General features: G+C 37.2%; 25 protein-coding genes. 2 read left to right on the plus strand and 23 right to left on the minus strand.

What is annotated here, in order from left to right; translation table 11 throughout:
• Positions 1–29 precede the first annotated feature (29 nt).
• Together G601_RS0106055 and holA are read right to left on the minus strand one after the other, a co-directional pair.
• Positions 30–755 (minus strand): DUF1653 domain-containing protein, encoded by a 726-nt coding sequence (locus G601_RS0106055; RefSeq protein ID WP_026664812.1) that lies wholly within the window; start codon positions 753–755, stop codon positions 30–32.
• 261 nt (positions 756–1,016) lie between these two features.
• Positions 1,017–2,033, minus strand: coding sequence for a DNA polymerase III subunit delta (holA, locus tag G601_RS0106060; protein ID WP_051205639.1), 1,017 nt, complete (start codon positions 2,031–2,033; stop codon positions 1,017–1,019).
• Between the two features lie 126 nt (positions 2,034–2,159).
• On the opposite strand from holA, the gene G601_RS0106065 reads away from it, so the two are divergent.
• Positions 2,160–2,573, plus strand: a complete 414-nt coding sequence (locus G601_RS0106065) for an amino acid-binding protein (RefSeq protein ID WP_026493349.1) — start codon at positions 2,160–2,162, stop codon at positions 2,571–2,573.
• Positions 2,574–2,641: 68 nt separating this feature from the next.
• Here G601_RS0106065 and G601_RS0106070 read toward each other — a convergent pair whose 3' ends face one another.
• From G601_RS0106070 to G601_RS0106090, 5 genes are all read right to left on the minus strand, one after another.
• Positions 2,642–2,932 (minus strand): hypothetical protein, encoded by a 291-nt coding sequence (locus tag G601_RS0106070; protein WP_026664814.1) that lies wholly within the window; start codon positions 2,930–2,932, stop codon positions 2,642–2,644.
• 146 nt (positions 2,933–3,078) lie between these two features.
• The gene (locus G601_RS22185) at positions 3,079–3,858 is read right to left on the minus strand and encodes a ComEC/Rec2 family competence protein (protein ID WP_196808824.1); all 780 of its coding nucleotides are present in this window, start codon (positions 3,856–3,858) and stop codon (positions 3,079–3,081) included.
• A 286-nt stretch (positions 3,859–4,144) separates the two neighbouring features.
• Positions 4,145–5,632, minus strand: coding sequence for a hypothetical protein (locus tag G601_RS0106080; RefSeq protein WP_026664815.1), 1,488 nt, complete (start codon positions 5,630–5,632; stop codon positions 4,145–4,147).
• A gap of 19 nt (positions 5,633–5,651) precedes the next feature.
• Positions 5,652–6,053, minus strand: a complete 402-nt coding sequence (locus G601_RS0106085) for a (deoxy)nucleoside triphosphate pyrophosphohydrolase (protein WP_026664816.1) — start codon at positions 6,051–6,053, stop codon at positions 5,652–5,654.
• A 22-nt stretch (positions 6,054–6,075) separates the two neighbouring features.
• Entirely contained in the window at positions 6,076–6,255 is a 180-nt protein-coding gene (locus G601_RS0106090) for a hypothetical protein (RefSeq protein ID WP_026664817.1), read from the minus strand.
• Between the two features lie 153 nt (positions 6,256–6,408).
• Here G601_RS0106090 and G601_RS0106095 point away from each other — a divergent pair, with 153 nt between their 5' ends.
• Positions 6,409–6,621 (plus strand): hypothetical protein, encoded by a 213-nt coding sequence (locus tag G601_RS0106095; protein WP_026664818.1) that lies wholly within the window; start codon positions 6,409–6,411, stop codon positions 6,619–6,621.
• 75 nt (positions 6,622–6,696) lie between these two features.
• Here the strand turns inward: G601_RS0106095 and G601_RS0106100 are convergent, their stop codons facing one another.
• The 16 genes from G601_RS0106100 to G601_RS0106180 form a co-directional block, all read right to left on the minus strand.
• Entirely contained in the window at positions 6,697–8,010 is a 1,314-nt protein-coding gene (locus tag G601_RS0106100; protein ID WP_026664819.1) for an McrC family protein, read from the minus strand.
• 14 nt (positions 8,011–8,024) lie between these two features.
• The gene (locus tag G601_RS26775; RefSeq protein ID WP_051205641.1) at positions 8,025–11,732 is read right to left on the minus strand and encodes an AAA family ATPase; all 3,708 of its coding nucleotides are present in this window, start codon (positions 11,730–11,732) and stop codon (positions 8,025–8,027) included.
• Positions 11,733–11,857: 125 nt separating this feature from the next.
• Positions 11,858–13,246, minus strand: coding sequence for a recombinase family protein (locus G601_RS0106110; RefSeq protein WP_026664821.1), 1,389 nt, complete (start codon positions 13,244–13,246; stop codon positions 11,858–11,860).
• Entirely contained in the window at positions 13,173–14,681 is a 1,509-nt protein-coding gene (locus G601_RS24790; RefSeq protein WP_051205642.1) for a recombinase family protein, read from the minus strand. The genes G601_RS0106110 and G601_RS24790 overlap by 74 nt, the downstream gene beginning before the upstream one ends.
• A 130-nt stretch (positions 14,682–14,811) precedes the next feature.
• Positions 14,812–15,270, minus strand: a complete 459-nt coding sequence (locus tag G601_RS0106120; protein ID WP_026664822.1) for a hypothetical protein — start codon at positions 15,268–15,270, stop codon at positions 14,812–14,814.
• A 17-nt stretch (positions 15,271–15,287) separates the two neighbouring features.
• The gene (locus tag G601_RS0106125; protein ID WP_026664823.1) at positions 15,288–15,773 is read right to left on the minus strand and encodes a hypothetical protein; all 486 of its coding nucleotides are present in this window, start codon (positions 15,771–15,773) and stop codon (positions 15,288–15,290) included.
• Between the two features lie 135 nt (positions 15,774–15,908).
• The gene (locus tag G601_RS0106130; RefSeq protein ID WP_026664824.1) at positions 15,909–16,139 is read right to left on the minus strand and encodes a hypothetical protein; all 231 of its coding nucleotides are present in this window, start codon (positions 16,137–16,139) and stop codon (positions 15,909–15,911) included.
• 56 nt (positions 16,140–16,195) lie between these two features.
• Positions 16,196–17,293, minus strand: coding sequence for a bacteriophage abortive infection AbiH family protein (locus G601_RS0106135; RefSeq protein WP_196808826.1), 1,098 nt, complete (start codon positions 17,291–17,293; stop codon positions 16,196–16,198).
• A 132-nt stretch (positions 17,294–17,425) separates the two neighbouring features.
• On the minus strand, positions 17,426–18,451 hold the full coding sequence (locus G601_RS0106140; RefSeq protein WP_026664826.1) for a bacteriophage abortive infection AbiH family protein: 1,026 nt from the start codon (positions 18,449–18,451) through the stop codon (positions 17,426–17,428).
• 86 nt (positions 18,452–18,537) lie between these two features.
• Positions 18,538–19,161, minus strand: coding sequence for a DNA-directed RNA polymerase subunit alpha C-terminal domain-containing protein (locus G601_RS0106145; protein WP_026664827.1), 624 nt, complete (start codon positions 19,159–19,161; stop codon positions 18,538–18,540).
• Positions 19,162–19,384: 223 nt separating this feature from the next.
• Positions 19,385–20,263, minus strand: coding sequence for a hypothetical protein (locus tag G601_RS0106150; protein ID WP_026664828.1), 879 nt, complete (start codon positions 20,261–20,263; stop codon positions 19,385–19,387).
• 533 nt (positions 20,264–20,796) lie between these two features.
• Positions 20,797–21,486 carry a glucosaminidase domain-containing protein gene (locus G601_RS22195; RefSeq protein ID WP_051205643.1) on the minus strand — a complete coding sequence of 230 codons (690 nt, stop codon included), beginning with the start codon at positions 21,484–21,486 and terminating at the stop codon, positions 20,797–20,799.
• Positions 21,483–21,689, minus strand: a complete 207-nt coding sequence (locus G601_RS0106165) for a hypothetical protein (RefSeq protein WP_026664830.1) — start codon at positions 21,687–21,689, stop codon at positions 21,483–21,485. The genes G601_RS22195 and G601_RS0106165 overlap by 4 nt, the downstream gene beginning before the upstream one ends.
• The gene (locus tag G601_RS0106170; RefSeq protein ID WP_026664831.1) at positions 21,686–21,934 is read right to left on the minus strand and encodes a hypothetical protein; all 249 of its coding nucleotides are present in this window, start codon (positions 21,932–21,934) and stop codon (positions 21,686–21,688) included. The genes G601_RS0106165 and G601_RS0106170 overlap by 4 nt, the downstream gene beginning before the upstream one ends.
• Positions 21,915–22,295 (minus strand): hypothetical protein, encoded by a 381-nt coding sequence (locus G601_RS0106175; protein WP_026664832.1) that lies wholly within the window; start codon positions 22,293–22,295, stop codon positions 21,915–21,917. The genes G601_RS0106170 and G601_RS0106175 overlap by 20 nt, the downstream gene beginning before the upstream one ends.
• 12 nt (positions 22,296–22,307) lie before the next feature.
• On the minus strand, positions 22,308–23,279 hold the full coding sequence (locus tag G601_RS0106180; protein ID WP_155834473.1) for a hypothetical protein: 972 nt from the start codon (positions 23,277–23,279) through the stop codon (positions 22,308–22,310).
• Positions 23,280–23,289: the final 10 nt, after the last annotated feature.

Genomic DNA, 23,289 nt, shown 5'->3' on the forward strand with positions numbered 1-23,289 from the left:
CTTTTTCCATTTCTCCTTAAAAATTCATATTACAGTCCACGAAGTCTGGTAACTTCAAACTTCTGCTTTGTCAGCAGGAATTCCTTTAATTCACTGCATCTTAAATCCGGGTCATCTCCGGGAATCTCTGTATCCATGGCCATTGCCATAATGTCGATCATGTCATTTGTAACAACAGGTCTGATCTGACTGAGGACTTCAATTCTCTCTCCTGAATTGCTGGCGTCAAGGAACTTTACAACAAGAGGATTCATGCCAAAGCTCTCTGCCTCTTCCTCAATGGTACGATTCATGTAATTCTCGTTAATCTCAGCCTTTTCCTCATCCTCAGAGGTCTCAGGCTTTTTATCTGTCTCCGGCGTAACCTTCTTTTCTGTTTCGAACAGTGGAGACTTCTTGAAGGTCTCAGAAAGAGAAGACTTTCTCTCTGTCTCGGAAGGTGCCGGCTTTTTCTCTGCATCTGTAAATGCAGGCTTTTTATCAGCCTCGGCGTGCACCTTGGCTTCCCCTGCTGCCTCAGTCTCATCGGGAGTAAACAGCTCAAATCTCATTCTCTGATCAGGGCCCGGATATCTCTCCCTGTCAACCTCAGATGTGAATTCCTTAAGAGATCTGCAATATATAGTATAGTCGCCGTAAAGAGCCTGATATACCACCTGCTCTTCACCTGTATCAGCATCCCTTGCGATAGTGATGATCTGATACTTTCCGCCTTTAAAATGTCTGTATAATTCCTGCGGTTTTGGTCTGTTCAAAACAAAATCCTCCTAAATACAAGATAGAATGTCGCTTGCGACATTCTCGCGCCGTTGCAAGATGTCCGGGGGACATCTGCTTTGCAACGACCGAAGTGGAACGTAGACGCGGTTGCTGAAGGCAACATATTCCTATCGCGCGAGTGCGCATCCATAGCGGAGCGCTTCTTATGATATAGGAATTTCGGAGAAATTTCCTATATCATAAGAAACTCGCTTCTCGATTATACCATAAAAAGCCCTGCTTGGCGCATGGTATTACTATCTTGACGAGGCTTTTACTATAATCATCTCGACACTTATGATCCTGTCGAGGCGTCCTGTCTTAACCGCCTCATCACTTTCAAGGCACATGTTAAGCGAGTCCTTTAAATCCTTCATGGAATAGCTCCTGGTCCATCCCATAATCTTATCCGCAACAAAGGGCGGAACACCAAGCTTTGACGCTGCAACACCTTTACCAACGCCAAGATCAGCCATCTCCTTGGCTGACAAAAGCTGATTAAACTGTCTCATGATAAGGGCGAGAATCTGCTCAGGCGCAGTCTTTAAAGCAAGAAGCTCATAATATATATTCATGGCCTTTGCCTGATTTTTCATTACGATGGCATCCGTCATCTCGAAGATCCTGCTGGTAAGCCAGTTTGCGCAGACAGCATCCACGTCCTTCTCAGTGATCTCTGTCCTTCCAAGACAGTAGCTCACAAGCTTTTCCATCTCATGGACCATGTTGGACATGTCGGTTCCGACACGGCTTATGAAGTAGGAAATTGTTCTTGCGGATATTGCAAAGCCTTCGCTTTTCATTTTCATGGCAACCCACTTGTAGAGCTGCTGCTCATCAGGGGTCTCGCAGTTTATATCAAGTCCTGTCTTCGTAACAGCCTTGTACATATCCTTGCGCTTATCAACAGCGGATTCCACAAACAGGAAAACCGTGGTCTCTGACTGATGCTTAAGATAGTCAGCAAGTTCAGGGCATCCGTTTTTAAAAAAGCCGCTGTCCTCAATAACTATCACTCGGCGCTCGGCAAAGAACGGCAAGGTCTCTGCCATATCGATAACCTCTAAGGGATTGATGCCCGCACCTTCATAATGCTGCATATTCATGGCATCTCCGCTTCCAAGAAGGGCGACCTTAAGCTTATCCCTGTTCTGTTTTCTCAGATACGCCTCGTCCCCATATACAAGATATGCCGGTCTGAAGGTCCCTGTCTGGATATCCTGTTTTATCTTTTCAGCCTTTACTTTGTAGTCTGATGTTTTACTAGCTGCCATATTCTTCCCTTGCCCCGTTATTACAATATGTTGTATATTATAACATGATATAGACGTTAAAAGTCATAAATGTGTGCATGCTCGCATGCTAATCGTTTTATACAAAGTTTTGTGGGAGGATAAATTATGTTAAAACAGGTTTCTATCTACGCTGAAAACAAAAAAGGATGTTTTCAGAATATCACCGGCATTCTTAGAAAAAATGATATCAACATTCTCGGATCAGTAACTAATGATTCTGCAGAATACGGCATAATCAGAATGGTTGTTTCAGATCCTGAAAAATGTATAGCTGTACTTGGTGCAGAGGGTTATATCTGCAAGACCACTCATGTTCTTGGTATTGAGTGTCCCGATGCAGTTGGTGCTCTTGATAATATCCTTAAGTCATTATATGAGAGCAACATAAACGTCAATTATATTTATCTGTCCTTCAACCGTGAATCCGGACTTCCCATTATGGTAATGCACACTGACGATATTTACGCAGTTGAGAACATTCTTGTTAACAAAGGTTATAAATCAATAGAGATCATATAAAAAGCAAAAACGCGGACTCCCCTGTCCGCGTCTTTTAATATATATATATATAGATTTTCATACCTAGCTCATTTAACTTCAGCCCCATGACTAGCAGCTATAAGGCCTACTAAAAATGTTAGTGAGATAGCTATCTCTATACCGATGATGAATCGATCAGTCTGGTCTCTCTTCGCTCCGAGAACCTCAGCATCCTCTTCAACCTCTGTCTCATTTTCAGTTGTCGTTTCCAATTCCCCTGCCAACTCATAAGAAGCTGATTGATTTTCAGCCGTTGAAGCATATACCGTTTCGGTAGAACAAAATGCTTCTAGCAGAATCACGAATACAAGAATCGCGCCTGCAAAAATTTTTTTCATCCCTCACCTCTGTCTTTCCTCACATGTCTCATTATATAGTACGTCTGAAACCCTGTGTTTACGGGATATGCACGGTTCTGTTCAAAACTCGTACTTGACAAAGCCTCATTTTCTCGAACACTCCCCAAACCATTATGCATATCTCACTAATCTAGGCATGTTTTTACTTTTACTTTTTCCTGTTCAAAAAATGACATAATAGCGCCTTTTTCAGCGGTTACATATACCAAAGAGCCAGTATTTTCAAGTCTTTCCAGCAATTCCTTGTGTGGATGATTGTATTTATTATTGATTCCACAGCTTATTATCGAAATTCTTGGATTTATGATATTTAAAAATTCTTCGTCGGTTGTGTACCTGCTCCCATGGTGGGCAACCTTCAAAAGCGTTATGTCCTTGAATTCTTCTCTGTTTTCCTTCACATAGTCTCTTAGAAGCTCCTGTCCTTTACCATCCACATCCCCGGTAAAAAGCCCCTTAAAGCTGCCCTTTTTTATATAAAGTACTGTGGAATAGGCATTGGGTTCATCGGTGTACATATTCTTAACAGGCCCAATGCATGTGATATCTATGGCATCATTCCTTATCCTGTCTCCCCTGCTTATGTACGAAACCGGTATTCCCTGCTCAGCGGCTTTTCTTTCCAGAATTCTGTAATTGTCCCCTTTGGAATCTGCGCTTACCGCAGGAAGAATCAGTTTTCTTATCCTTATACTGCCTGCACTTTCCATCTCATCCATAAGCTCTATTATTCCGCTTATATGGTCCTCATCCTCGTGAGTTACAATCACCGCATCCAGTTTTCCTATACCTCTGTAGGATAAAAATGGTATGAGCTGATATTTGGCGATGTTCTTTTTAGAGGTGCTTCCGCCATCTATAAGGTAGTTGGCGGATCTGGTCTCAATGACTATTCCATCCCCCACCTCCAACACTATATATTGTGCTTATGTTTTATTTAAATACAATATATAGCATGAAACAAATATTTATCTTATGCCCCTATTAAATGTGCGATAGTATAAAAAATACCCTCAGATTACTCCAAGGGTATTGATTTCATTTAATATATAATGTTCTGAATTGTATGTCAAATTTAGAATATTTTGCTTGTTTTTTTATTTTTTCGCATTTACCAAACATCTCTCAGAAACATAGCCATTTTGATAATTATAAATACTATGGTTCCAGAGTCAATAACAATTGATTCAGTTACATATTTCCAAGTAATTGCTGTAACACATGAAATTTGTCTTCGTTCTTTAATTCATCCCATGACGCAGAAAAGATATTCTTCGAATAATCATCCTTAGATGAAGTGACCCATATTCCCTCCTGAGATGCAATCGAAGAATATTTTGCTCCCATTATCTTCGCATAGCTTCTTGCCTGCGTCTTTGCTTCTTCCAGCTGTTTTTCTGTTGTTATACTTCGCTTGGCCTCAATAATAACATATCCAGAATAATGCCCCTTTGAAACAGATGGTGCCAGAACAAAATCTGGTATCAACGCATAGTTATGATTACCTATTTCAATATATATTTGTTGTCTATATTCGTTTTCATCATAACCCAACATTTTAATAATAGGCTTTATTAAAGCGTCTTCAACGGCTTTTTCACTGGCATATTCACTGGTACTCACTTCAAAAACACTCTCAAGTTTAGGCACATTCGCCTTTGTTTTCTCTACAATATAGTTATAATCAGATGGCTTAATTTCCACACCATTTATTCCCTGCATATTCTTTTTAACTATCGGTAATTCCTTTAAAACCTTATCTTTTTTTATCTTATCTATCGGTATTCGCTTTACTTTTACAGGGTTACCAATATATGTGCATCTATAATACCAGAAGAACGGATCTATAAAACCTACCGATCTAGCTCTCCAAATTGATGATATAGCGCTGATCGGAGTACGAAGATACATTACAATCATGTCTCCTGCACGTGTATCTGGGCTGCATTGCCATCGTATAACATTATTCTCGTCTTCCTCTGCTACACTATCCTGATTGTTTCCATCACCACCAATAAAGTATGCTCCCCTTGGCTCAGGAAGATCATCAATTATATAGCTTTTTTGGCCACCTATATATTTAGGAGCAAAATCATAAATAAAAGCACATAATTCATACACCGAAAGGTTGTTTTCTTTTCTGAAGTTATTTAAACTCTTGCACAATTCGACATAGTGCCACATCCTTCCTTTAATATCAGTTTTCAATGGTATTTCAGGAAGCGTAATGTCAAATGTTTCAGCTATCTTGGTTAACACATTATAATTAAATAAAAAATAATAAGGTACAAATAATCCTGGCCACATAATTGCTAAGCGAGTGGTTTCATACTCAATAGTATTTATAAAATATAGAAATGTATCTTTTTCATCTTTTTCAAATATTTGATTATAAAAATCAGTAAAACACTCATCTATATCTTCACCAGCAATGTATAAGTCCACATCTTCATTTGTTTTTTCAACTGAACTATCATATCGTATATTTTGTTTTAACCTTGAGAGATCTGCTTTTGCAACTTCAACAGCACTAGAATTCGCACAGTAATACTCTCGCAAATTACTAATGGTATCAATATACTCATCTGAAATCTTGCTATATAAGCACTCACGAAAAATATCGATTACTTTCTTTCCCTCAGCATTCTTATATAATTCCCATATATATGGATTTATCATGCCATTGCCCTCTTTATTGTTATCTACTATATTTTTTTATCGCTTCCCTAATTCTTGGAATTACTATTATATCCGCCGGAAGCCAATCCACACTGTAAACCTCATCCGCACTTAGCCACTTCGCTGCTTCGTGTTCCTTAAGTTCCAGCGTACCTGCTTTTATTTCGCATAAAAAACACTGCATGTCTAAGTGAAACTTCGGATAATCGTACTCTACGTCTCCAATAAACCGCCCAACCGTAATATCCGTATTGAGCTCCTCTTTTATTTCTCTTACAAGAGCCTGCTCCGGTGTTTCACCTTCTTCTATCTTTCCGCCAGGAAACTCCCATCCATCCTTAAACTCACCGTAGCCTCGCTGCGTCGCATATACTTTTCCTTCCTTATAAATAACTGCGGCTACTACTTTAACTGTTTTCACTTAAACTCCCCCCTCAATCTTCTTATGGCCAATCCTGCTCATAAGGAATTCTCAACTGCCCTTCCTCTATTTCATGCTTCAATAGTACAACATGCAAAAGGACTGACAAAATTGCAACCAAACGGATATACCCCAACCAAAATATTATAATATCAGCATGCTCTCCAATAAAGCTTTTTAAAACGAAATCAATATACGCCATAGAAAATCCCCCTTGACTCTGTCAAACTATACACCATTATAACAACTATACAAATTATAGCATTTTTGGTGGTATAGTTATTGGACACCATTTTGAGTATTATCTAGTTATGAGTTTTGTAGTTGTCTTAAAAAATGAAGGGAGATCGTTATTATGAATCCAGATATTAGTGAACTTGCAAATCTGACATATCTGCAAGTTCCAAGCCAAAACAAAGACTTTTCAAATGGTTACGGTAAAATGCGGATCGATGAAAAGAATTGGGCCAGATGTCGCAGATGCGGCCACAAGTTATATGAGATTGCTGGTGAAAACGGAGACATCCGCATAAAGTGCCATTCTTGTAAACTTATAAACGTATCATAAATTCAACAGTCATTTCTTTTACCTAGATAAGCTCTCAGAGTTCCTGCTGACAAACTCTGAGAGCTATTATATTTCCTATATATCCTGGATCGTTGATTCAATCCTAGACATAAGATTTCCCAAGCTGGCTTCTATATTTGCTACGTCAACAAAGAACAGTCTAACGTATGTATCATCCCCGCTGTCAAACTCAATTGGGGCATGAGCTCTCATATCTTCATTTATAGGATATAGCAGCCAAATATCAGGAGTTTTATACTTTTTTGAATACGCATACATCTGATACATGTCAGCCTGGGATATTCCGTAGTTGATACGCTCATTGTTATAGAGCCTTTTCCATTTTGTATCCAGAATAATCTTGTGACCATCTTTCTCAATTACTATATCCGGCCTAAGTGCAAACTGCTTTCTAGGCTGCATAAAGAGATAATGCCCTTTATCCTGACTAGAAACATCCCACCCAGCAGGTCCAAACACTTTCTTCATCTGCTGAGCAACATAACTCTCATAAACAGATTCCATTGGAAACAACAATGATCTTGAATTGGTACTTCCTGTAAAGGTAGCAAAGCTCTTATTCATCAGGAATACTTTTGACCACTGTACTAGCATTTCATATTTCTTTGTACTACGATTTATTACAATCTTAGAGAAATCCTTCTCATAATTGGTTGATGGCTCCACCATTTCAAATGCAGTAAGAAGCTGCCTTATCTCTTTTGAATTCTCTGTACTATTGGTCAATGATTGCAGCTTTAAAAGAGTCGCCTTAACAATGCGATTTTCAGAGCAATTAGGGTGGAATTCGTCAAACTCAACGTAAAAGCGCTCCTTATGAGCCAGATTTGCTTTTAAATGCTGACTTATCATCAACTTTCCTTTGTAATACCTAAGATTATCCTCTTGCCGAACATAATTAGATCTGATCCCGCGCTTTACAAGTTGTCGAACTTCCTGCAGATACATATTAATAAATATCTCATAAAGATTCATGCGATCAATCTTCAGAGATGCATCATTGAAAACCTTGCAAGGAAAATCCTTCATGCTCCGGAGCATTTTAAGAAATACTTTCTTTGTTTTCGCTGAACTATCTTCGCCATATCCAAAGTCAATCTTAGGAAGCACCTGAACCTGGAATCCATTCTTCATCTGGATAAGCCCAACATAATTCTTTATGGTTACTACATCTCCAACATTACGCTTATAGCCTATCCTCATAAATTCCAAAGCATCAGAATTCTCATCATCCCCAGCATACTCGTGGATAAAGCTGACAAGTCCCTCAAATACCTTTTTATCAAGGTACTTATAATTATCATAATCTTTATAATCTTCATTTCCTATGATGGAGTCAAACTCCCTAACTTCTAACAGCTTATCCATTGAGTCACCACTTTTTACATAATTTCTTTGTAGCTCTGAAGCTCCATAAATGCTTCCGTATTAATTACATACTTTTTCTCTGGAAGATCAATGACATCATCTACGCTTCCTTTGAATATATTTTTAGCAACAACAGTCACATCCTGAATAAATTTATACTTATCCTCTGACTTTGCATTATCTCCAAGAACAAACTGTATCTTCTGATAATCCTCATAGAAATATTCCTGTAGTAGAGGTATTACTGATCTTTGGAAGATACTTGCCAGCTTTTCAACAGTAGGATCATCTTTTAATCCGGTAAAGAAAGCATGGCCTATTGTGTGTTCCCTATCATATAGGAAGGAAATGCGTTCGTTAATCTTTTCAAGCATAGCTGCAACATCCAGGTCTTCCACCTTATCTGCACCAATATCACGAAGTACCTGCGCGTTAGGCATCATCTCCTCAAATTGGAATCTACGCCTAAGAGCGGTGTCCATTAAAGCTATAGACCTATCTGCCGTATTCATGGTTCCAAGAATATATACATTATTAGGAACACTGAAAGGCTCATTTGAGTATGGAAGTATTGCTTCCATAGCTTCATCTGCACCAGCACGCTTAGTATCCTCAATCAATGTAATTAGTTCACCGAATATCTTTGAAATATTGCCTCGGTTTATCTCATCAATAATAAATACGTAAGGTCCTTTTACTTCCTCTTCTGCTTCTACTTCATCAAGATCGTAAAGATTAACATTCTCTACTACAGAAACAAGATCCTCAACTTTCATATGTGGAACTCTTGCTACAGTCATTCGATGAAGAATTTTATCTGAATTTATCCCAACAATATTTTCATCTATATCCTTTGCAATCCATTTAACATCCCTGGTCAACTTATCAGATTCTGTTTTGAGCATGTATGCTTCTTCGCCGACAACCTTAGCAATGCCATTTATCGTAGATCTTGAGCCATCAGTCGTAATAATAATATCCCCAACTTCAATATCATTTACAAATCCAGCTGCGTTTATATCATCTATATTATAGTCAACACGTACGTAGTCATTGTCAAAGCAGTCTTTCTTCACATTTGATCTAACAGTGACCTTCCAGATTTTTTCATTCATGCTAAATATAGTATTTCCCACGCTTACCCACTTTGTGGAAGCATTCTTACAAAACTTTTTGAATAAGCCTGGTACCACATCATATTTTATTTCCTTTGAATCATCAGCTTCTTCTGTCGCACTAAGTACAGGCTTTATTCCCTCAATAAATTCTTCATACCCATATGACTGATGGAATGTAGTAAACGCAATTCTCCCCTGGGTTTTAAACCACTCATACTTTTCGAGTATTTCAGAATAATCCATGTCATCATAATTGGACAGCGGCTGTTCCTCACATATAGCTACAGCATATTTAACTGTGTTGTATGTCTTTCCTGTCCCGGGCGGGCCATACAAAATTGTATTTAGGCTAAAGTTTTTTTCCTCTGAATTCATATTGTTTTCACCTTCTATTTCAGGAATCTCTATTTGAGTAAGTGCGTTTTTGAGCTCTTCTCGCAATTTCCACACATAACTTCCTTTTTCATTTTCTGCAGCATACCTACCCACATAAAGAATTGGCCACCATTTAGCATTTTCATTAATTCTTTCCGGTGGAAGCGGACATCCTGTTTTATCAGCGACCTTCTTAGCAAGTGATGCTGACCCAGCATTAAAGAAATTCTTGGTTTTCCCGAATCTTTCAGCAAATTGTGTGCATGTAGCCGGCTTCCCATAGGCAAGCATCATGGATAACATTTGCAAATTATTTTCCGAAACCACTGTCGAATCTCTAAGAAGATCAATCCACTGTTCTGTTGTAATACCCGGATCATACTCTTCTTTACTTGGCCAATACTGCTCGTTTTCACCGCTGGTCACATGCTCGTAATATGGTATTAGCGCCTCTACACCTTCCAGAATCAACCGCTCATAGTCCTCATTAGAATAATCCGAATTCTGGTTAATCACCTTGCAGTACTGTACTTTTTTATATGTACCATCTTCAATTTTTTCTTTTATTGTATCCAGATCATCGTCAATAATTTCAACGTAACCGGCTTCATTACTTCCTGCACCATAGGAAAGCTCATGCGTAATATCAGGATCCATATCAAGATAGCTATGATATTTTTTCATCATAGCCAAGTCTGAATCCTTATTCATAGTTTCAAGACTAATACGATACCTTGGCTGTAATGTCTCTGCATTTTTATCAACAAATATTGAAATAGATATGGGGTTGTCTAGCCTATCGGCATATTTCATTTGCCCCCATAAATAATGTTTTGTTTTGGTATTGCTTCCATCAAGCCACTTAACTTGTGCAGCTCTCTTCAATTTGAAACTCTTATCACATAGCTCAATTACCTTGTTCATCTGGGCAACAGCATTTTGAGCACTTACCCGCAAGGCTGATATCCTTACTTTTTCTTCTTCTGTTGTAATCTTATCAGGACCCGAATATGCTTCTTTAGCATGTAGGTCAATATACTCAAGCGGCGCATTATAATCGATATCCGTCTTTTGTATCACCTGATCTGCCATATCTGAATACTCCTTATGAACAAAATCAAATAATTGCTGTAATGAAACATCACCTGCTGAAGTTTGAATAGTTTTTGACATATCCAAACCGCTGGGCTCTGATGCTTCCCCTGCAAATTCATTATGGAAAGACAATCTACGCTTTGAATCAACCGCTCTTAAATAAGCATGTGAATGGTTGTCATGATCTCCGCAGCACCACTGACTTGCTCTTGCCGCATCTACATTATCATCAGTATATTCGGAAGCACGCCTAATAATATCTGCCTGTGAAAAGGCATAGCCAGCAATACTTCTTGTACCTTCCACATGATACTTTTCATACGCTATAACAGCCGTAGCAATCCAAATTGCATCATTTACTGAAATCTTTTTCTGAAGCTCAGATCTTATGAAATTAATAACCGCTTTTAAAGAATCATCCGAATAAATATAAATATTATGCGGCCTGTATTCGCTTCCATTTTCTTCATCTGCAACGCAAAATATGAGATCAGGATTAAGCCTGGCTTGTTCCTCCATTTGACGCTCAGAAGCTCCACTTACATTGTCATTCAACTTGACTATATTTTTCTTTAATACCTCAGACTCTACTAAAGTCTTATAGTCCTCATAAGTAATATAAAGAACAAATCTTCTATTATCTTGCAAGTGGATCATTCTTGACTTGCTATTATCATCACCAAATGCAATCATATTAGGCTCAACAATATGATTTTTTATTGAAAAACTATTCAACAATTCAGTTATCTGCTTCGAATTAAATAAAGACACCTCTGTTAAATATGGCTCAACCGTCAGTCCTTCATATCCATTTTCAAAACGAGCAATCAATTTATCTGCTGGTTTCTTTTTCTTTGCAGCAAAAGCCTTTGAAAAATTAGCTGACCAAAAAATCCTCGTTCTCCCAAGTTCATGTGATTCCTTATTAATTCTGGCATCATAAATATTATCGCCAAACCTCAGCGCAATATTTTTATTCTGCCCAGGTGTCATTTCCTCAGCATCAAAAAACCACCTTATTTCAGCTGGTATTCCTGAACCATTATTCACAAAAAAAGACTTGTCACACTCTTTTTCAACATTTAATTCATTAACGACATTCCATGAATCAAATCTTCCCGTCTGATGCGCCATATGAAAACCTCTCAAAAATATAAATACAATAGAACTATTATAACAAATTCTCAATTGGCTTTTAATGAAGATTCCGGAAATAAAAAAAAGACCGAGGATTTTACTCCCCGGCCTTACATAACCTATTATCTTACACTTACATTTTTCACCGTTCCGTCCAAGAACCTCACTTCAAATACATACTTATCTCTGACGATAATCCTCTCCAATACATATATGACATGCTCGGGTATCACAATTCTAACCATACCTTCATCCATCATCATTTTCATCTGCTTAGCTCTTAATCTTTCCAGCGGATCACCCTTTTCTATGGCTTCATCCCACCTCTGTATATGTATATCCTTTTCTTGTACTATGCTGTTCCAGGCAATCTTAAAAGCCGCATTCAAACTCTCCTCTCGAACAAATGCCCCATTGCATACGTGGGCCCCATTATTCTTTTTATTAGAACAATACCAGGCTTTTTCTCCTTTAGTACCATAGTTCCTCCTAACATAGGTCTTCCCGCAGCAGCTACATACTACCTTCTGAGAAAATCCGCCTTGTCTTTCAGCAAGCTTAATTATCCCTACTTCATTTTTAAAATCGTCTCTTCGTTTTAATTCGAGCTGTACCGCTTTCCACTCATCTTTTGGAATTATTGCTTCATGGTCATCTTCAACAAAATACTGATCGACCTCACCGTTATTCTTGACCATTTTCTTAGTGAGGAAATCTTCGCAATATGTCTTTTGCATAAGTAGGTCTCCACAATACTTCTCATTGCTAAGAATGCTCTTAACAACCTGGTGTGCCCAATGACCTCCCATAATTCCCTTTATATGATCCTCTTCTAATTCCCTGCAGATTCTACCTATAGTCTGCCCCTCTATAAATCTTTGATATATTCTTTTTACTATTTTTGCCTCTTTGCGATTTACAATAAGTTTCCCATTCTTATCCTTGTCATATCCCCAAAAGCAAGTCGTGTTAAGAACTGGCTTACCATTTTTGAAGCCATGCCTTATGCCCCATTTACTATTCTCAGAAATATTCCTGGATTCTTCCTGGGCCAAAGAACTCAAAATTGTAAAAAGCAGCTCACCGGCTGCTTCTAGTGTGTTTATATTCTCTTTTTCAAAATAAATACCTATTCCCAAGCTCTTTAGATGCCTGGAATAAGAAAGGCAATCCTGCGTATTTCTGGCAAATCTTGAAATCGATTTTGTTATTACAAAGTCTATCTTCCCAGCATCGCAGTCTGCAATCATCCTATTAAATCCTTCACGTCTCCTGGTGCTTGTACCGGATATAGCCTCATCAGCATAAATGCCTGCAAGATCATAGTCTGGCTTATTACTAATATACTGTGTATAGTATTCCACCTGATTTTCAAAAGAATTGAGCTGTTCCTCATGTTCTGTAGAAACTCTGCAGTATGCTGCAACCCTGAGTTTTTTATTTCCTATCCGGCCTCTCTTTCCTGATTGGACGCTCCTCTTTGCAGGTATAACTGTAACGCTTTTCTTCACCTTTCTTCTCCTCCTTAATCAAGTAGTAGCCATCTACCTGTGGCAAGTTATCAAGCTTCTCTTTAGGAACATATATCCCTTTACAATATTCATTTCCAAAGTCTACATGTCCCCCACACCTAAAATGTACATTACCACCAGTATCTGTTGTTTTCCTCAGCATGCTTCCGCACTTATCACAAAAAATCCGTCTATAATAAAAACACTTTTCCCTTGTATAGTCTTCTGGTGGCACTTTTTCTATATGACCTTTTCTCCAAGTACTGCCTCTAACAAATTTGTATTGCTTATCTATGGGCTTTTCTTTATCAAAGCTGACATAGACCGGCTCATCTATCGTCCCCCAGGACTCTATTACCTTCTGCGGAACCGCCCTGTTATTACAAAAGTCGCTACCATATTTCCTACGATTTTGACATGTGTATGAATATTCCAATCCAGATTTCTTCTTAACCGCTTTCATTTTCCCGCCGCACTCAGCGCAATAAATCATATTTTTGTATGGGTAGTTGGTAGTAGTCATTGGCTTTACCACCAGCCTCTTATGGAGCTCACTACTTCTTTCATCTACACACCTTTTTGCGTCCTCCCACAACTTTCTTGAAACAATAGCTGGATGATTATTCTTTATATAATAGGATGGCACCACACCATTATTCCGACGTGATATCTTTTTATCATCTGTATAAGTTGACTGCATAATGTAGTCCCCTTTATACTGCACATTCCGGATTGTCTTTATTATGAATACCCTTGTAACCGGCTTCCCCATCGTGTTGGTTATCCCAGCTTCTTTGCATTTCTTTACTATTTCAACAGTCGAATAATTCTGTTTTACCCAGGTAAAGATTTGCTTCACATTCTTTGCTTCCTCTTTGTTAACAATGATGTTTTGCTTTCCATCCATGTCGAAGCCGAGAACATTTTTGATGTTATAAAAAGGCTTACACTCCTCAAATCTCCTACGGTATGTCATATCAGCCAGCTCTTTGTATGTATCTCTTTCACCCTGAGCAAAGGCAGCATAAACCGTAAGAAGAAATTCACCATCTTCTTTTAAGGTATTCATATTTTGAAGTTCAAAAAAAATACCGATGCCAAGTTTCTTAAGCTCTCTTGAAGCTTTCAAAACGGTATCGGTATTTCTTGCAAATCTTGTTATTGATTTTGTAATGATAAGATCGATCTTCCCTTGCCTGGCATCTTCCATCATCTGCTTAAAGCCTGGCCTGCGTTCTACATAGCCGGATATTCCTTGGTCTGTATATATGCCAGCAAATTCATATAATGGATTATTCTTTATAAGCTTAGTGTAATAATCGATCTGATTCTCGAGGGATGATTCCTGCTCATCAGTATCTGATGACACTCTGCAGTAGGCAGCAACCCTCAGCTTTTCATTGCTTTTCTTACTTTTAATTACTTGAATTCCCAATTGCGTTCCTCCTTGTAGTGTCACATGTTACCTCTAAGTCCAGGTACTATCAATAGAAATTTCGGGTATAAAAAAGGACTACGCGTCATCATGTGATATTCGTAGTCCTTATTATGTCTTTAGTAAAAATTTAAAATATTGAAGACAATCCTGCAATAATTACTAACAACACAATTATCAGAAGAACAATCATCCCCATTGCAATAGGTCCATCCCATTTGCTAGTTTCTTCAATATACTTATCTCTTCTTCTTTGCTCATGTTCCATTTCTATTTCATGGGCTCTTGTTACTCCTTCAGCCAGCGTTGCCAGCGCTGATTTTGATTTATGTATATGTTGTTCAACCTTCGCATTCTGCGGCACATTAACATGATTAGCTTGTTGTATATTAGTAACTCCACTAGTATTAGCATTATTGACATCAAACATATTGATGTTACCAGCATTAAGGTTTTGTATATTCCAATTTACAATTGCTTTTTCTACAATAAATGGACTTCCACAATACTGGCATATAGCAGCATCTTTTGATGAATCCACAGTTAGATTAGCTCCACAATACGGACACTTTCCACCCACAAGTCCCATAATTCCGTACCTCTTTTTTATTTAATCATCATCGATATAATTATTAAAACAATAATCAGTACAATAACATATGATACTACCAGTCTCGTTGCCGTTTCTTTTACTTCGTTTTTAAATCTTTCTCTTCTATAAGGTCTCATATAAGCTTCATTCTGAAGCCCATATGAAATGTATTTGGCCATTTTTGTTAACTTCGAATCAGGTTCATATATATGATGCTCTATATTACTCGTCTGGTCATACAAATTATTATTAACCCCATTGTAATTGGATTGATTATAATTAGTTCCGCTATTATATCTAACTCCATTTACTTTTACATAATTTGTCGACTTCGTATTTATGTTATCAGCATACATATTAGGGATATTCACATTAGTAGTAGAAATTGCTTTTTTGACAACAAACGGATTGCCACAATAATCGCATATGGCAGCATCTTGTGATGGATCAACAGATAAATTAGCCCCACAACATGGGCATTTCCCGGCCACAAATCCCATCTTCTTCCCCTCTCGAAAATGTTCTAAAGATAATAATAGTAAATGAACTTACTTTAATTTATTTTATCACTTATTCTCGAAAAAAGATTAAAAGCTGGAAGAAAAATAATTTTCCTATCCAGCTTTTATTACATATCATTTTTTTATTTGAAGACGATCCCCACAAAACGGGCAGAAATCTATTTTTTGCCTAAATATTTTGGCATCTTCTCCCGCATTGTTAATAGCAAGTTCTATCGCCTGCTCTTTTATATTGATCAGATTAAAGAGGGATATTTCTCCAAGAAAGCCCAAATCAATATCTTCATTGATAAAGGATTTCTCCTCATATGTTAGCCTCTCATCACCACTACAATACTTACACATTTCAAAAACCTCCTATTGTTTTTTTATATGTAAGCATATTATCGCGGTACGCGCATTTATAGGTTCCAGAATTCATCCGCATCAACAATATGTAGTTTATCTTCGTCAAGATCAAGAAAACTAAGGTTATTACGTGTTTCATTCTCTTTTTGTGGAGCTTCTTTTTTGTCCGAGCAGTAATAATAGCAATACCAATCTGCATCTGGCCTTATAACATTTTTGATCTCTTCAAAATATGGTTTATCAACATCTCCTATAGATAATCCTACAATATGAACCTCTTTTACATCTTTATATGAAGCAAAAACACTTGCATGAGCGGAAATTATGCTTGAAGTATCCTTAAATGTACTTTTATATATGCGATAGTTCGTATATATTACTGCAGCCCTCTTCCCATTGCCTCCACTTAGTAATTCACTTTCTCTCCTGTCATGTAATAGTCCAGACTTATTCCCATGTCCTATAATTACATCATTAGAATCTGCATCTCCATGCATATGACATATATCTTTAGAATTTATTTCATAAACTTTTTCTAACACCTTAGTATAATTAAATGTTAAGTATAGAGAATCCTTATTCTTCTTTGCTATTTTATCCGTTTTTTTCTTCACCAAATCAATATCAATAGTTCTTACCCATTCTGTTGTAAGTTCTTTAAGCTTTTCCATAAAATTGTAGTACTTAGCAAGCTCATTTTCTACAATATCTCTCAAAGTATCTCCATCACATATAGCTTCGCCATCAGCATTTACCAATGCATCTGCAATATCATCAGCATACATCCCCGTTATAAAATCATGATAGGTGTCGAAATAAAAATCTCCAGTCTCTTCATAAAAAGGCTCAATCTTTTCATCAAAAGACTCACTCCCTTCATCAAAAGACTCCCTCTTTTCATCATAAGTTCTGTACCTATTTCCTAGATGTTCCTCAAATTTTGACCACCAAAAATTCCTCTCTTTATCAGAATTATCAATAAGTCTACCAAATCTATCCTCTATCTGTTGCGGAACTTCATATAATTCTTCCATTACACTTAAAAATTCCGGATCTTTTTTTTCTAAATAATCCCTTAAGTCTGTGTATCGTGTATCAAGATAATGCCCCAGATCAAAGCCATTTCCAAATACAAATAATTTCGTTTTCATACCGCTCTCCTTCATTGATAAATGATCTCTCCTCATATGTTACACTCTCATCACCGCTACAGTACTTACACTTTTCAAAAACCTCCTATTGTTTTTTCTTTATATGTAAGCATATTACCTCAGTGCGCGCATTTATAGTTTCCAGAATTTATCCGCATCAACAATATGCAGTTTATCTTCATCAAGATCAAGAAAACTAAGTTTATCACGCTTATCCTTTACTTCTTGTGGAACCTGGTTTTTATCCGGGCAGTGATAATAGCAATACCAGTCTGCATCCGGCCTTATAACTCTTTTAATCTCTTTAAAATATGGTTTATCAACATCTCCTAAAGATAGTCCTACAAGATGAACCTCTTTTACACCTTTATATGAAGCAAAAACATCTGCATGATCAATAATTATACTTGAGGTATCCTTTAATGACGCATCATAAAATTCCTCAAAAGCACTTTCTATCTCAGCTTCATTTTTATCTAAATCCTTTAGTTCATAATATCTATTTCTATGATACTCTATTTTTTCATTATTACCGTGCCCTATAACTACCTTATATAAATCTACACTTCCATGTATGTGGCATATATTTTCCGAAGGAATGCCATATACTTTTTCCAATACCTTAGTGTAATTGAATGTTAAATAAAGCGAATCTATATCGGTTATAAACTTTGTACGCCTTTCCACATCTTCAAGGTTAACTGTTTTTATCCATTCTGCTGCAAGCTCCTTAAGCTCCTCCATAAAATCATAGTAATCCTTAAACGCTTCTCTAAGCGTATCCTCAATATCAGGCATAGACTCGCCATCATCATCCTTCATACCATCTATAATGGATTTAGCTGCATCCCGAAAATCTGATTCAAATAGATCAGCATCTCCTAAGTTATATTCAAAATCCTTCCACCATTTATCATCCACAACTATTTTAGGATTCTCATAATATCCAGGATTTTGGTAATCTTCTCCCGAATAGTAACTCGAACCATAAGCATTTTCCATCTTATTTAGGAAATCCGGATGATTATAATACAAATATTCTCTAAAATCTTTATATCTAGTTGGTAGACTCTTATGTGTACCATCTTCCCAAAACTCATGTTCATAATAATGACCGAGGTCAAAACCATTTCCAATAACAAATAATTTTGTCTCCATACCGTTCTCCCTGTAATAAAAGATTCACAAGAATTTATTTTATCACAAAAACGAAAAAAATCTGCCCAAATATTGAGCAGATTGTATTAATCATCATTTTTATTTACATAGTCTATAAAGTCTGCTATTTGCTTTGTTTTCCATCCTTTATCTTTTAAAGCTTTTGTTATATTCCTCACATGTTTTTCACTGAGCTTATCTTCTAAGCTTTCATCCCACAAAAACCATGTCTTTTCGATTATTTCAGCATATGTGTCATCACCAATATTGCGTAATTTCTTTATTCCTTCCTTACCATGATATTTCATATCATCAAGCGTATTTATATCATTTCTAAGTAACGCCCTCAAAGCTCTAGTGGAAAAATCAAGGTCCTCAACGGTTGTTGTAGCTATATACTCTTCGTAGCCAAAGATCATCCCAACAAAAGATGTTTTACACAGATTACTTAGAATTTTCTTTATGATCTGGCTCGCTCTTTGATATGAAAAATCATATTCCTCGGCCAACTCAGAATACTTCTTCCCGTCTTTATACCTTTCAAAAAGTATCGTTTTGTATCGAGGATTTCCTATACTGCTAATAACAAGTTCTATACCCTTTTTCTCATCATCAGTAATTGCATCAGGAAGAGGCTCCCGTTTTAAGGTATTACATAGATCACGATATAAATTTAAAGGAAATGGATATTCCATTACTGATGCTTTCATCACGATTTCCTTTCATATCAAAAAGCCTACGCATATTATTACGCATTCTTGTAAAAATCAGATGAATCCACGATAAAAATAAAATAAACATTTAGCCTGCTCCGTCAAGTCAGTATTTCTCCGCAAAACCAAAATATTAAATATCAGCAAGATGAAAAAGAGGCATCGTGATAAAAAATCCACCATGCCTCTTTCTATATATCACTTTGTTTTCACTGAGTGCTTAATCAATTTTTGTTGCCCTAATATAATCAGGTTTTATCAGCTTAACAAAATAGCCCTCTTTTACAGTCATTTCTATAGTCTCATCCACTTTTATCCTCTGTACCTCTCCATCAGACCATTCTTCCCAGCCTTCTTCCGTAGTATGTTTTTCATTTTTATAAATATTTATCTGAGTCGGATAATCTCCTAAATTGGTAAATTCATATTTTCCAGCAGGAATGAAATAGCCTAACATCCTATATTCATCTTCGCCGCGTCCCTCATTAAGAACTAATTCCTTACTATACTCATTTGGCTCTTCCGCAACTAGAAAAATAGTAAGAGCTTCATCATTTTCAATTACATCTCCTGTTTTTTCAGCTTCTTCCTCAAGCACTTCATCAACCTTGGTATCTTCTACTTCTGTCTCTTTATCTTCTTTAGCCTCTACTTCTTCCACCACTTCATTTTCTGCAGCTACTTCAACTGTGTCGTTTTCCCCTTCTACCGCAGGTCCTGAAGCTTTTGACGGATTGTTCCACATCAGTGCAATAGAAGCTATAAAACATACAAAAAATACCGAATATGCTATAAAAGCCAAATTTCTTGTACGCCTATGATCTTCTTTTCTGTGCTTTTCCCCAAGTGCTATAATAGATAAAGCAACAGCTGCTACAAAAGCAAACATCCATGACAAAATTAATACATCAGATATATTTCTCGAATCTAATAGTCCTGCTGCAATAAATGATGCACAAGAAATCAAATATGCAATAAAAGACATTCTTCTTACGGATTTGTAATCCTTGTTTTGTTTTCTTAACACCATCGAAATAACAAATAAAGCAATAGTTGAAATAAACGCCAATAACCATATGAGCGCTAATAATACTGACATACCATTTCCTCCCTTTTTTAAATACACACTATTTAATATATTAGCACTTTTATTATGATTTTTCTTCAAATATCATCTATTTAAGCTTACCTTTTATACATTTTACTTTCTATATATTATCTAACTTGAGGTCATAGTATAATTTCCGTTCACATAATTAAAGAATTACTACATCCTCTTATTAAAAAAACTCACCACAAAATGGACATTTTTCAATAGCCTTCTTCACTCTATAGTCGTCTCCTTTCTCGTTATATACGACCATTTCCAATACCTTTTCTTTCCTGCGAATACTCAATGATGAGCATATTTTTCCTACAAATCCACAGTCCACCCTGATATTAAATATCTCTCTACACATAATATCGATTTTGTCATTAGGGGTACAATAAATACACATATAAAACTCCTTAAATAAAAAATAGCTTGTTTCCTTCAGACGGCCGTCAGCAGGAATTACAGCTTATCAAATCTGCTGTCCTATAAACATTACACAGATGTCACAATATAACAGCAAGCTATTTCCTAATGTACTATTTAAGTTTGTCACGTGTAAGCACTCCAACAATCCCATCCGGATCAAGACCTACTGCCTTTTGGAACTGTACCACTGCAGCTTTTGTCTTATATCCGAAATCGCCATCGATTGCAAGGCTGTAACCTTTAGTACGCAGCTGAGCCTGGACCCATTTGACTGAATCACCTTTCATTCCAGTCTTAACATTGAATAAGGGCTCTTTGTATGGATTTTCAATGACATCTCCTGTCTCACTATCCCATGCAAAAAGCCCATATTTTTCGATTGTTTTTATAAGTGTCTTATCGTAATCCTTACCAGTAGCATATCCGTCTTTGTATACATTCTGGCAAGCGGTTCTGTAATCCCGGCATCCAACGAGATTACTGTATCTCTTAGATCGACGGAACAGCGCTGAATGATCAGCTATTGATTCTTTCCATGAAGGATATTTCCTGAACGGGGCTGCTATAGTAATGTACTTACCGTTCACATACTCCTTTGTATTCATGGTAATACTCTGGCCGTTGTAGTTGCCTTTAATTCCAAATAAATTGTTTGCCTTAACGGTCAGCCCGCTGTTTCCCCTGTTACTCTCAATGAAAGCCTGCGCCGCAGTAAGAGAAGCCAGTATACCGGTACTTTTTGCATCAGCAATTACAAAGGGCTTTATCTTCTGCAGAAACTCTTCTGCTGTATAACTCATTTTCCCTCCTTCCCGGAAGCATCAACATAAGCTTCACATGCTGCATAAATGGCAGCGGAAAGGACTGTGCACACAGTTCCGATTGCAGTAACAGTATTATTACCCGATTGGATACCTGCAGCGCTTGCTCCAATAGACGCAAGGAATGCTGCAAAACACAGCAAAAACTTTCTTGATGTTACTCTCTCCACAAACTCTCTCATTCTTCAAATCCTCCTCTGATCTTAAAAATGTTCTCAAGGCCACTCTTGACCATATATGCAAAAACGCAGTCCCGAAGAACCTGCGTATTACATTCAATAAAAGCTGATAAACTATCAAAATTTTCATACACGAGCATTACTGCCATTGAATAAAAATCCCCAATAACAAAAAGAGCAGTGCATATAAGCACCACTCTCTTTGAAAACTCCCACAGCCAACGTTTCTTATTCAGTTTTTTCTCCATAAGGTGTCCACCCTCTCTCCTGTCCCTGATTTGATAAAAATTCCTGCAGTTCTTTTTCTACTGCCCTACACTGGTCTATGTCATTGCCATTAATAGCGTGCCGGACGAGTGCAAACTGGGCTCTAATCGTTACAGCCATAGTTCTTTCAAGATACTCGATCCTACGCTTATCATTGTTTAGGTAGTGATCATAATGATCTGCTTTGTGTTCGAGTGCTGCTACTCTCTTATCAAGTTCGGATATAGGCCCCTTCGCCAGAGTTATTATTGATGTTATTTTTTCTATTAGCGTAATAAATGTAATAGCGGCCCCAATGAGACCGCATATAATAAGAATTGCCTGTTCAGTTGTAAAATTCATACTTTCCTCCCCTTAGATGCTATACTGTACGTCATATTTTCCCTTTACTTTTCCTGAAGCTCCTCCAGCTGCTATCTTTAGATAACTGGAGTTAAAGTCTACAGGTGCAAAAGAGAATGATTCCCCCGCCTTTGACAGTGTCTTTTTCATTGCTCCACATTCTATGGTGCAGAACGAAGCTCCTATTTCATTAAGCGTAATCTTGAAATAAGAGCAATATTTTACTGGAATCGTGATAGTACCATTTGTATCAAATTCATATCCCGAACCTCCATAAGTAGTATGAAATGACTCCTTTCCTTTCTGAAAAACCTTTCCTATATTTGTAGCTATAGTATCAGGGCTTGCGTTATCGGCTGTAGAAACGCCCTTATCCGTGCATGCTTTCGCTATTTTCTTACAGCCATCCTGAAAAGACTTTTGTAAATTGCTAACCATACCATCTGTCACATTCGTTTTCATCTGCAGTTTAAGTATGCTATCTTCCGCCCAGACAACTCCTTTTATAAACACAATATTTGCTGTTCCAGAGTATAACGTTGTTGATGAAAAAACCGCGTCATAAAACAAAAAACATCCCAGTAACTTTTCTTTATCATTACCGGATTCGGTAGGCATTTCATTTTTTATGCATGCACTCTTACTGCTATACTCCGCACCTTTAACCACCACAAATTCTGCATGTTCTTCACCCGTTTCAACATTCTCCAAGAGTTCAAGAACTATGCTGTCCCTTCTGTATGTATTGGCTTTTTCAAATTCTCCAAGTTGAAGCTCGACTGGTTCCGTTAGTCTAAAATACCTACCATTCATGAAGCCTTCTCCGGTACCTATTGTTATCTTCATGGAATCAAAGGTTATATCCATTCCATTACCAAAAACAACAAAATCGTTATCTGCCCCCATAAGGCCTCTGATCCTTGCAGCTTCATCTTCACTAGTTACATGTGCTCTTGCCTTATGGGCTGTTATCAAATCAAACATCCATCCTCCC

It is taken from the genome of Butyrivibrio sp. FC2001, from assembly GCF_000424125.1.
Lineage (GTDB): Bacteria > Bacillota > Clostridia > Lachnospirales > Lachnospiraceae > Butyrivibrio.

Bases quoted from the DNA above. Each gene is read 5' to 3' on its own strand.
- holA (WP_051205639.1), bottom strand. From the start codon at position 2,033: ATGGCAGCTAGTAAAACATCAGACTACAAAGTAAAGGCTGAAAAGATA.
- G601_RS0106065 (WP_026493349.1), top strand. From the start codon at position 2,160: ATGTTAAAACAGGTTTCTATCTACGCTGAAAACAAAAAAGGATGTTTT.
- G601_RS0106070 (WP_026664814.1), bottom strand. From the start codon at position 2,932: ATGAAAAAAATTTTTGCAGGCGCGATTCTTGTATTCGTGATTCTGCTA.
- G601_RS0106080 (WP_026664815.1), bottom strand. From the start codon at position 5,632: ATGATAAATCCATATATATGGGAATTATATAAGAATGCTGAGGGAAAG.
- G601_RS0106090 (WP_026664817.1), bottom strand. From the start codon at position 6,255: ATGGCGTATATTGATTTCGTTTTAAAAAGCTTTATTGGAGAGCATGCT.
- G601_RS0106095 (WP_026664818.1), top strand. From the start codon at position 6,409: ATGAATCCAGATATTAGTGAACTTGCAAATCTGACATATCTGCAAGTT.
- G601_RS0106100 (WP_026664819.1), bottom strand. From the start codon at position 8,010: ATGGATAAGCTGTTAGAAGTTAGGGAGTTTGACTCCATCATAGGAAAT.
- G601_RS26775 (WP_051205641.1), bottom strand. From the start codon at position 11,732: ATGGCGCATCAGACGGGAAGATTTGATTCATGGAATGTCGTTAATGAA.
- G601_RS0106120 (WP_026664822.1), bottom strand. From the start codon at position 15,270: ATGGGACTTGTGGGTGGAAAGTGTCCGTATTGTGGAGCTAATCTAACT.
- G601_RS0106125 (WP_026664823.1), bottom strand. From the start codon at position 15,773: ATGGGATTTGTGGCCGGGAAATGCCCATGTTGTGGGGCTAATTTATCT.
- G601_RS0106130 (WP_026664824.1), bottom strand. From the start codon at position 16,139: ATGTGTAAGTATTGTAGTGGTGATGAGAGGCTAACATATGAGGAGAAA.
- G601_RS0106135 (WP_196808826.1), bottom strand. From the start codon at position 17,293: ATGAAAACGAAATTATTTGTATTTGGAAATGGCTTTGATCTGGGGCAT.
- G601_RS0106140 (WP_026664826.1), bottom strand. From the start codon at position 18,451: ATGGAGACAAAATTATTTGTTATTGGAAATGGTTTTGACCTCGGTCAT.
- G601_RS0106145 (WP_026664827.1), bottom strand. From the start codon at position 19,161: ATGAAAGCATCAGTAATGGAATATCCATTTCCTTTAAATTTATATCGT.
- G601_RS0106150 (WP_026664828.1), bottom strand. From the start codon at position 20,263: ATGTCAGTATTATTAGCGCTCATATGGTTATTGGCGTTTATTTCAACT.
- G601_RS22195 (WP_051205643.1), bottom strand. From the start codon at position 21,486: ATGAGTTATACAGCAGAAGAGTTTCTGCAGAAGATAAAGCCCTTTGTA.
- G601_RS0106165 (WP_026664830.1), bottom strand. From the start codon at position 21,689: ATGAGAGAGTTTGTGGAGAGAGTAACATCAAGAAAGTTTTTGCTGTGT.
- G601_RS0106170 (WP_026664831.1), bottom strand. From the start codon at position 21,934: ATGGAGAAAAAACTGAATAAGAAACGTTGGCTGTGGGAGTTTTCAAAG.
- G601_RS0106175 (WP_026664832.1), bottom strand. From the start codon at position 22,295: ATGAATTTTACAACTGAACAGGCAATTCTTATTATATGCGGTCTCATT.
- G601_RS0106180 (WP_155834473.1), bottom strand. From the start codon at position 23,279: ATGTTTGATTTGATAACAGCCCATAAGGCAAGAGCACATGTAACTAGT.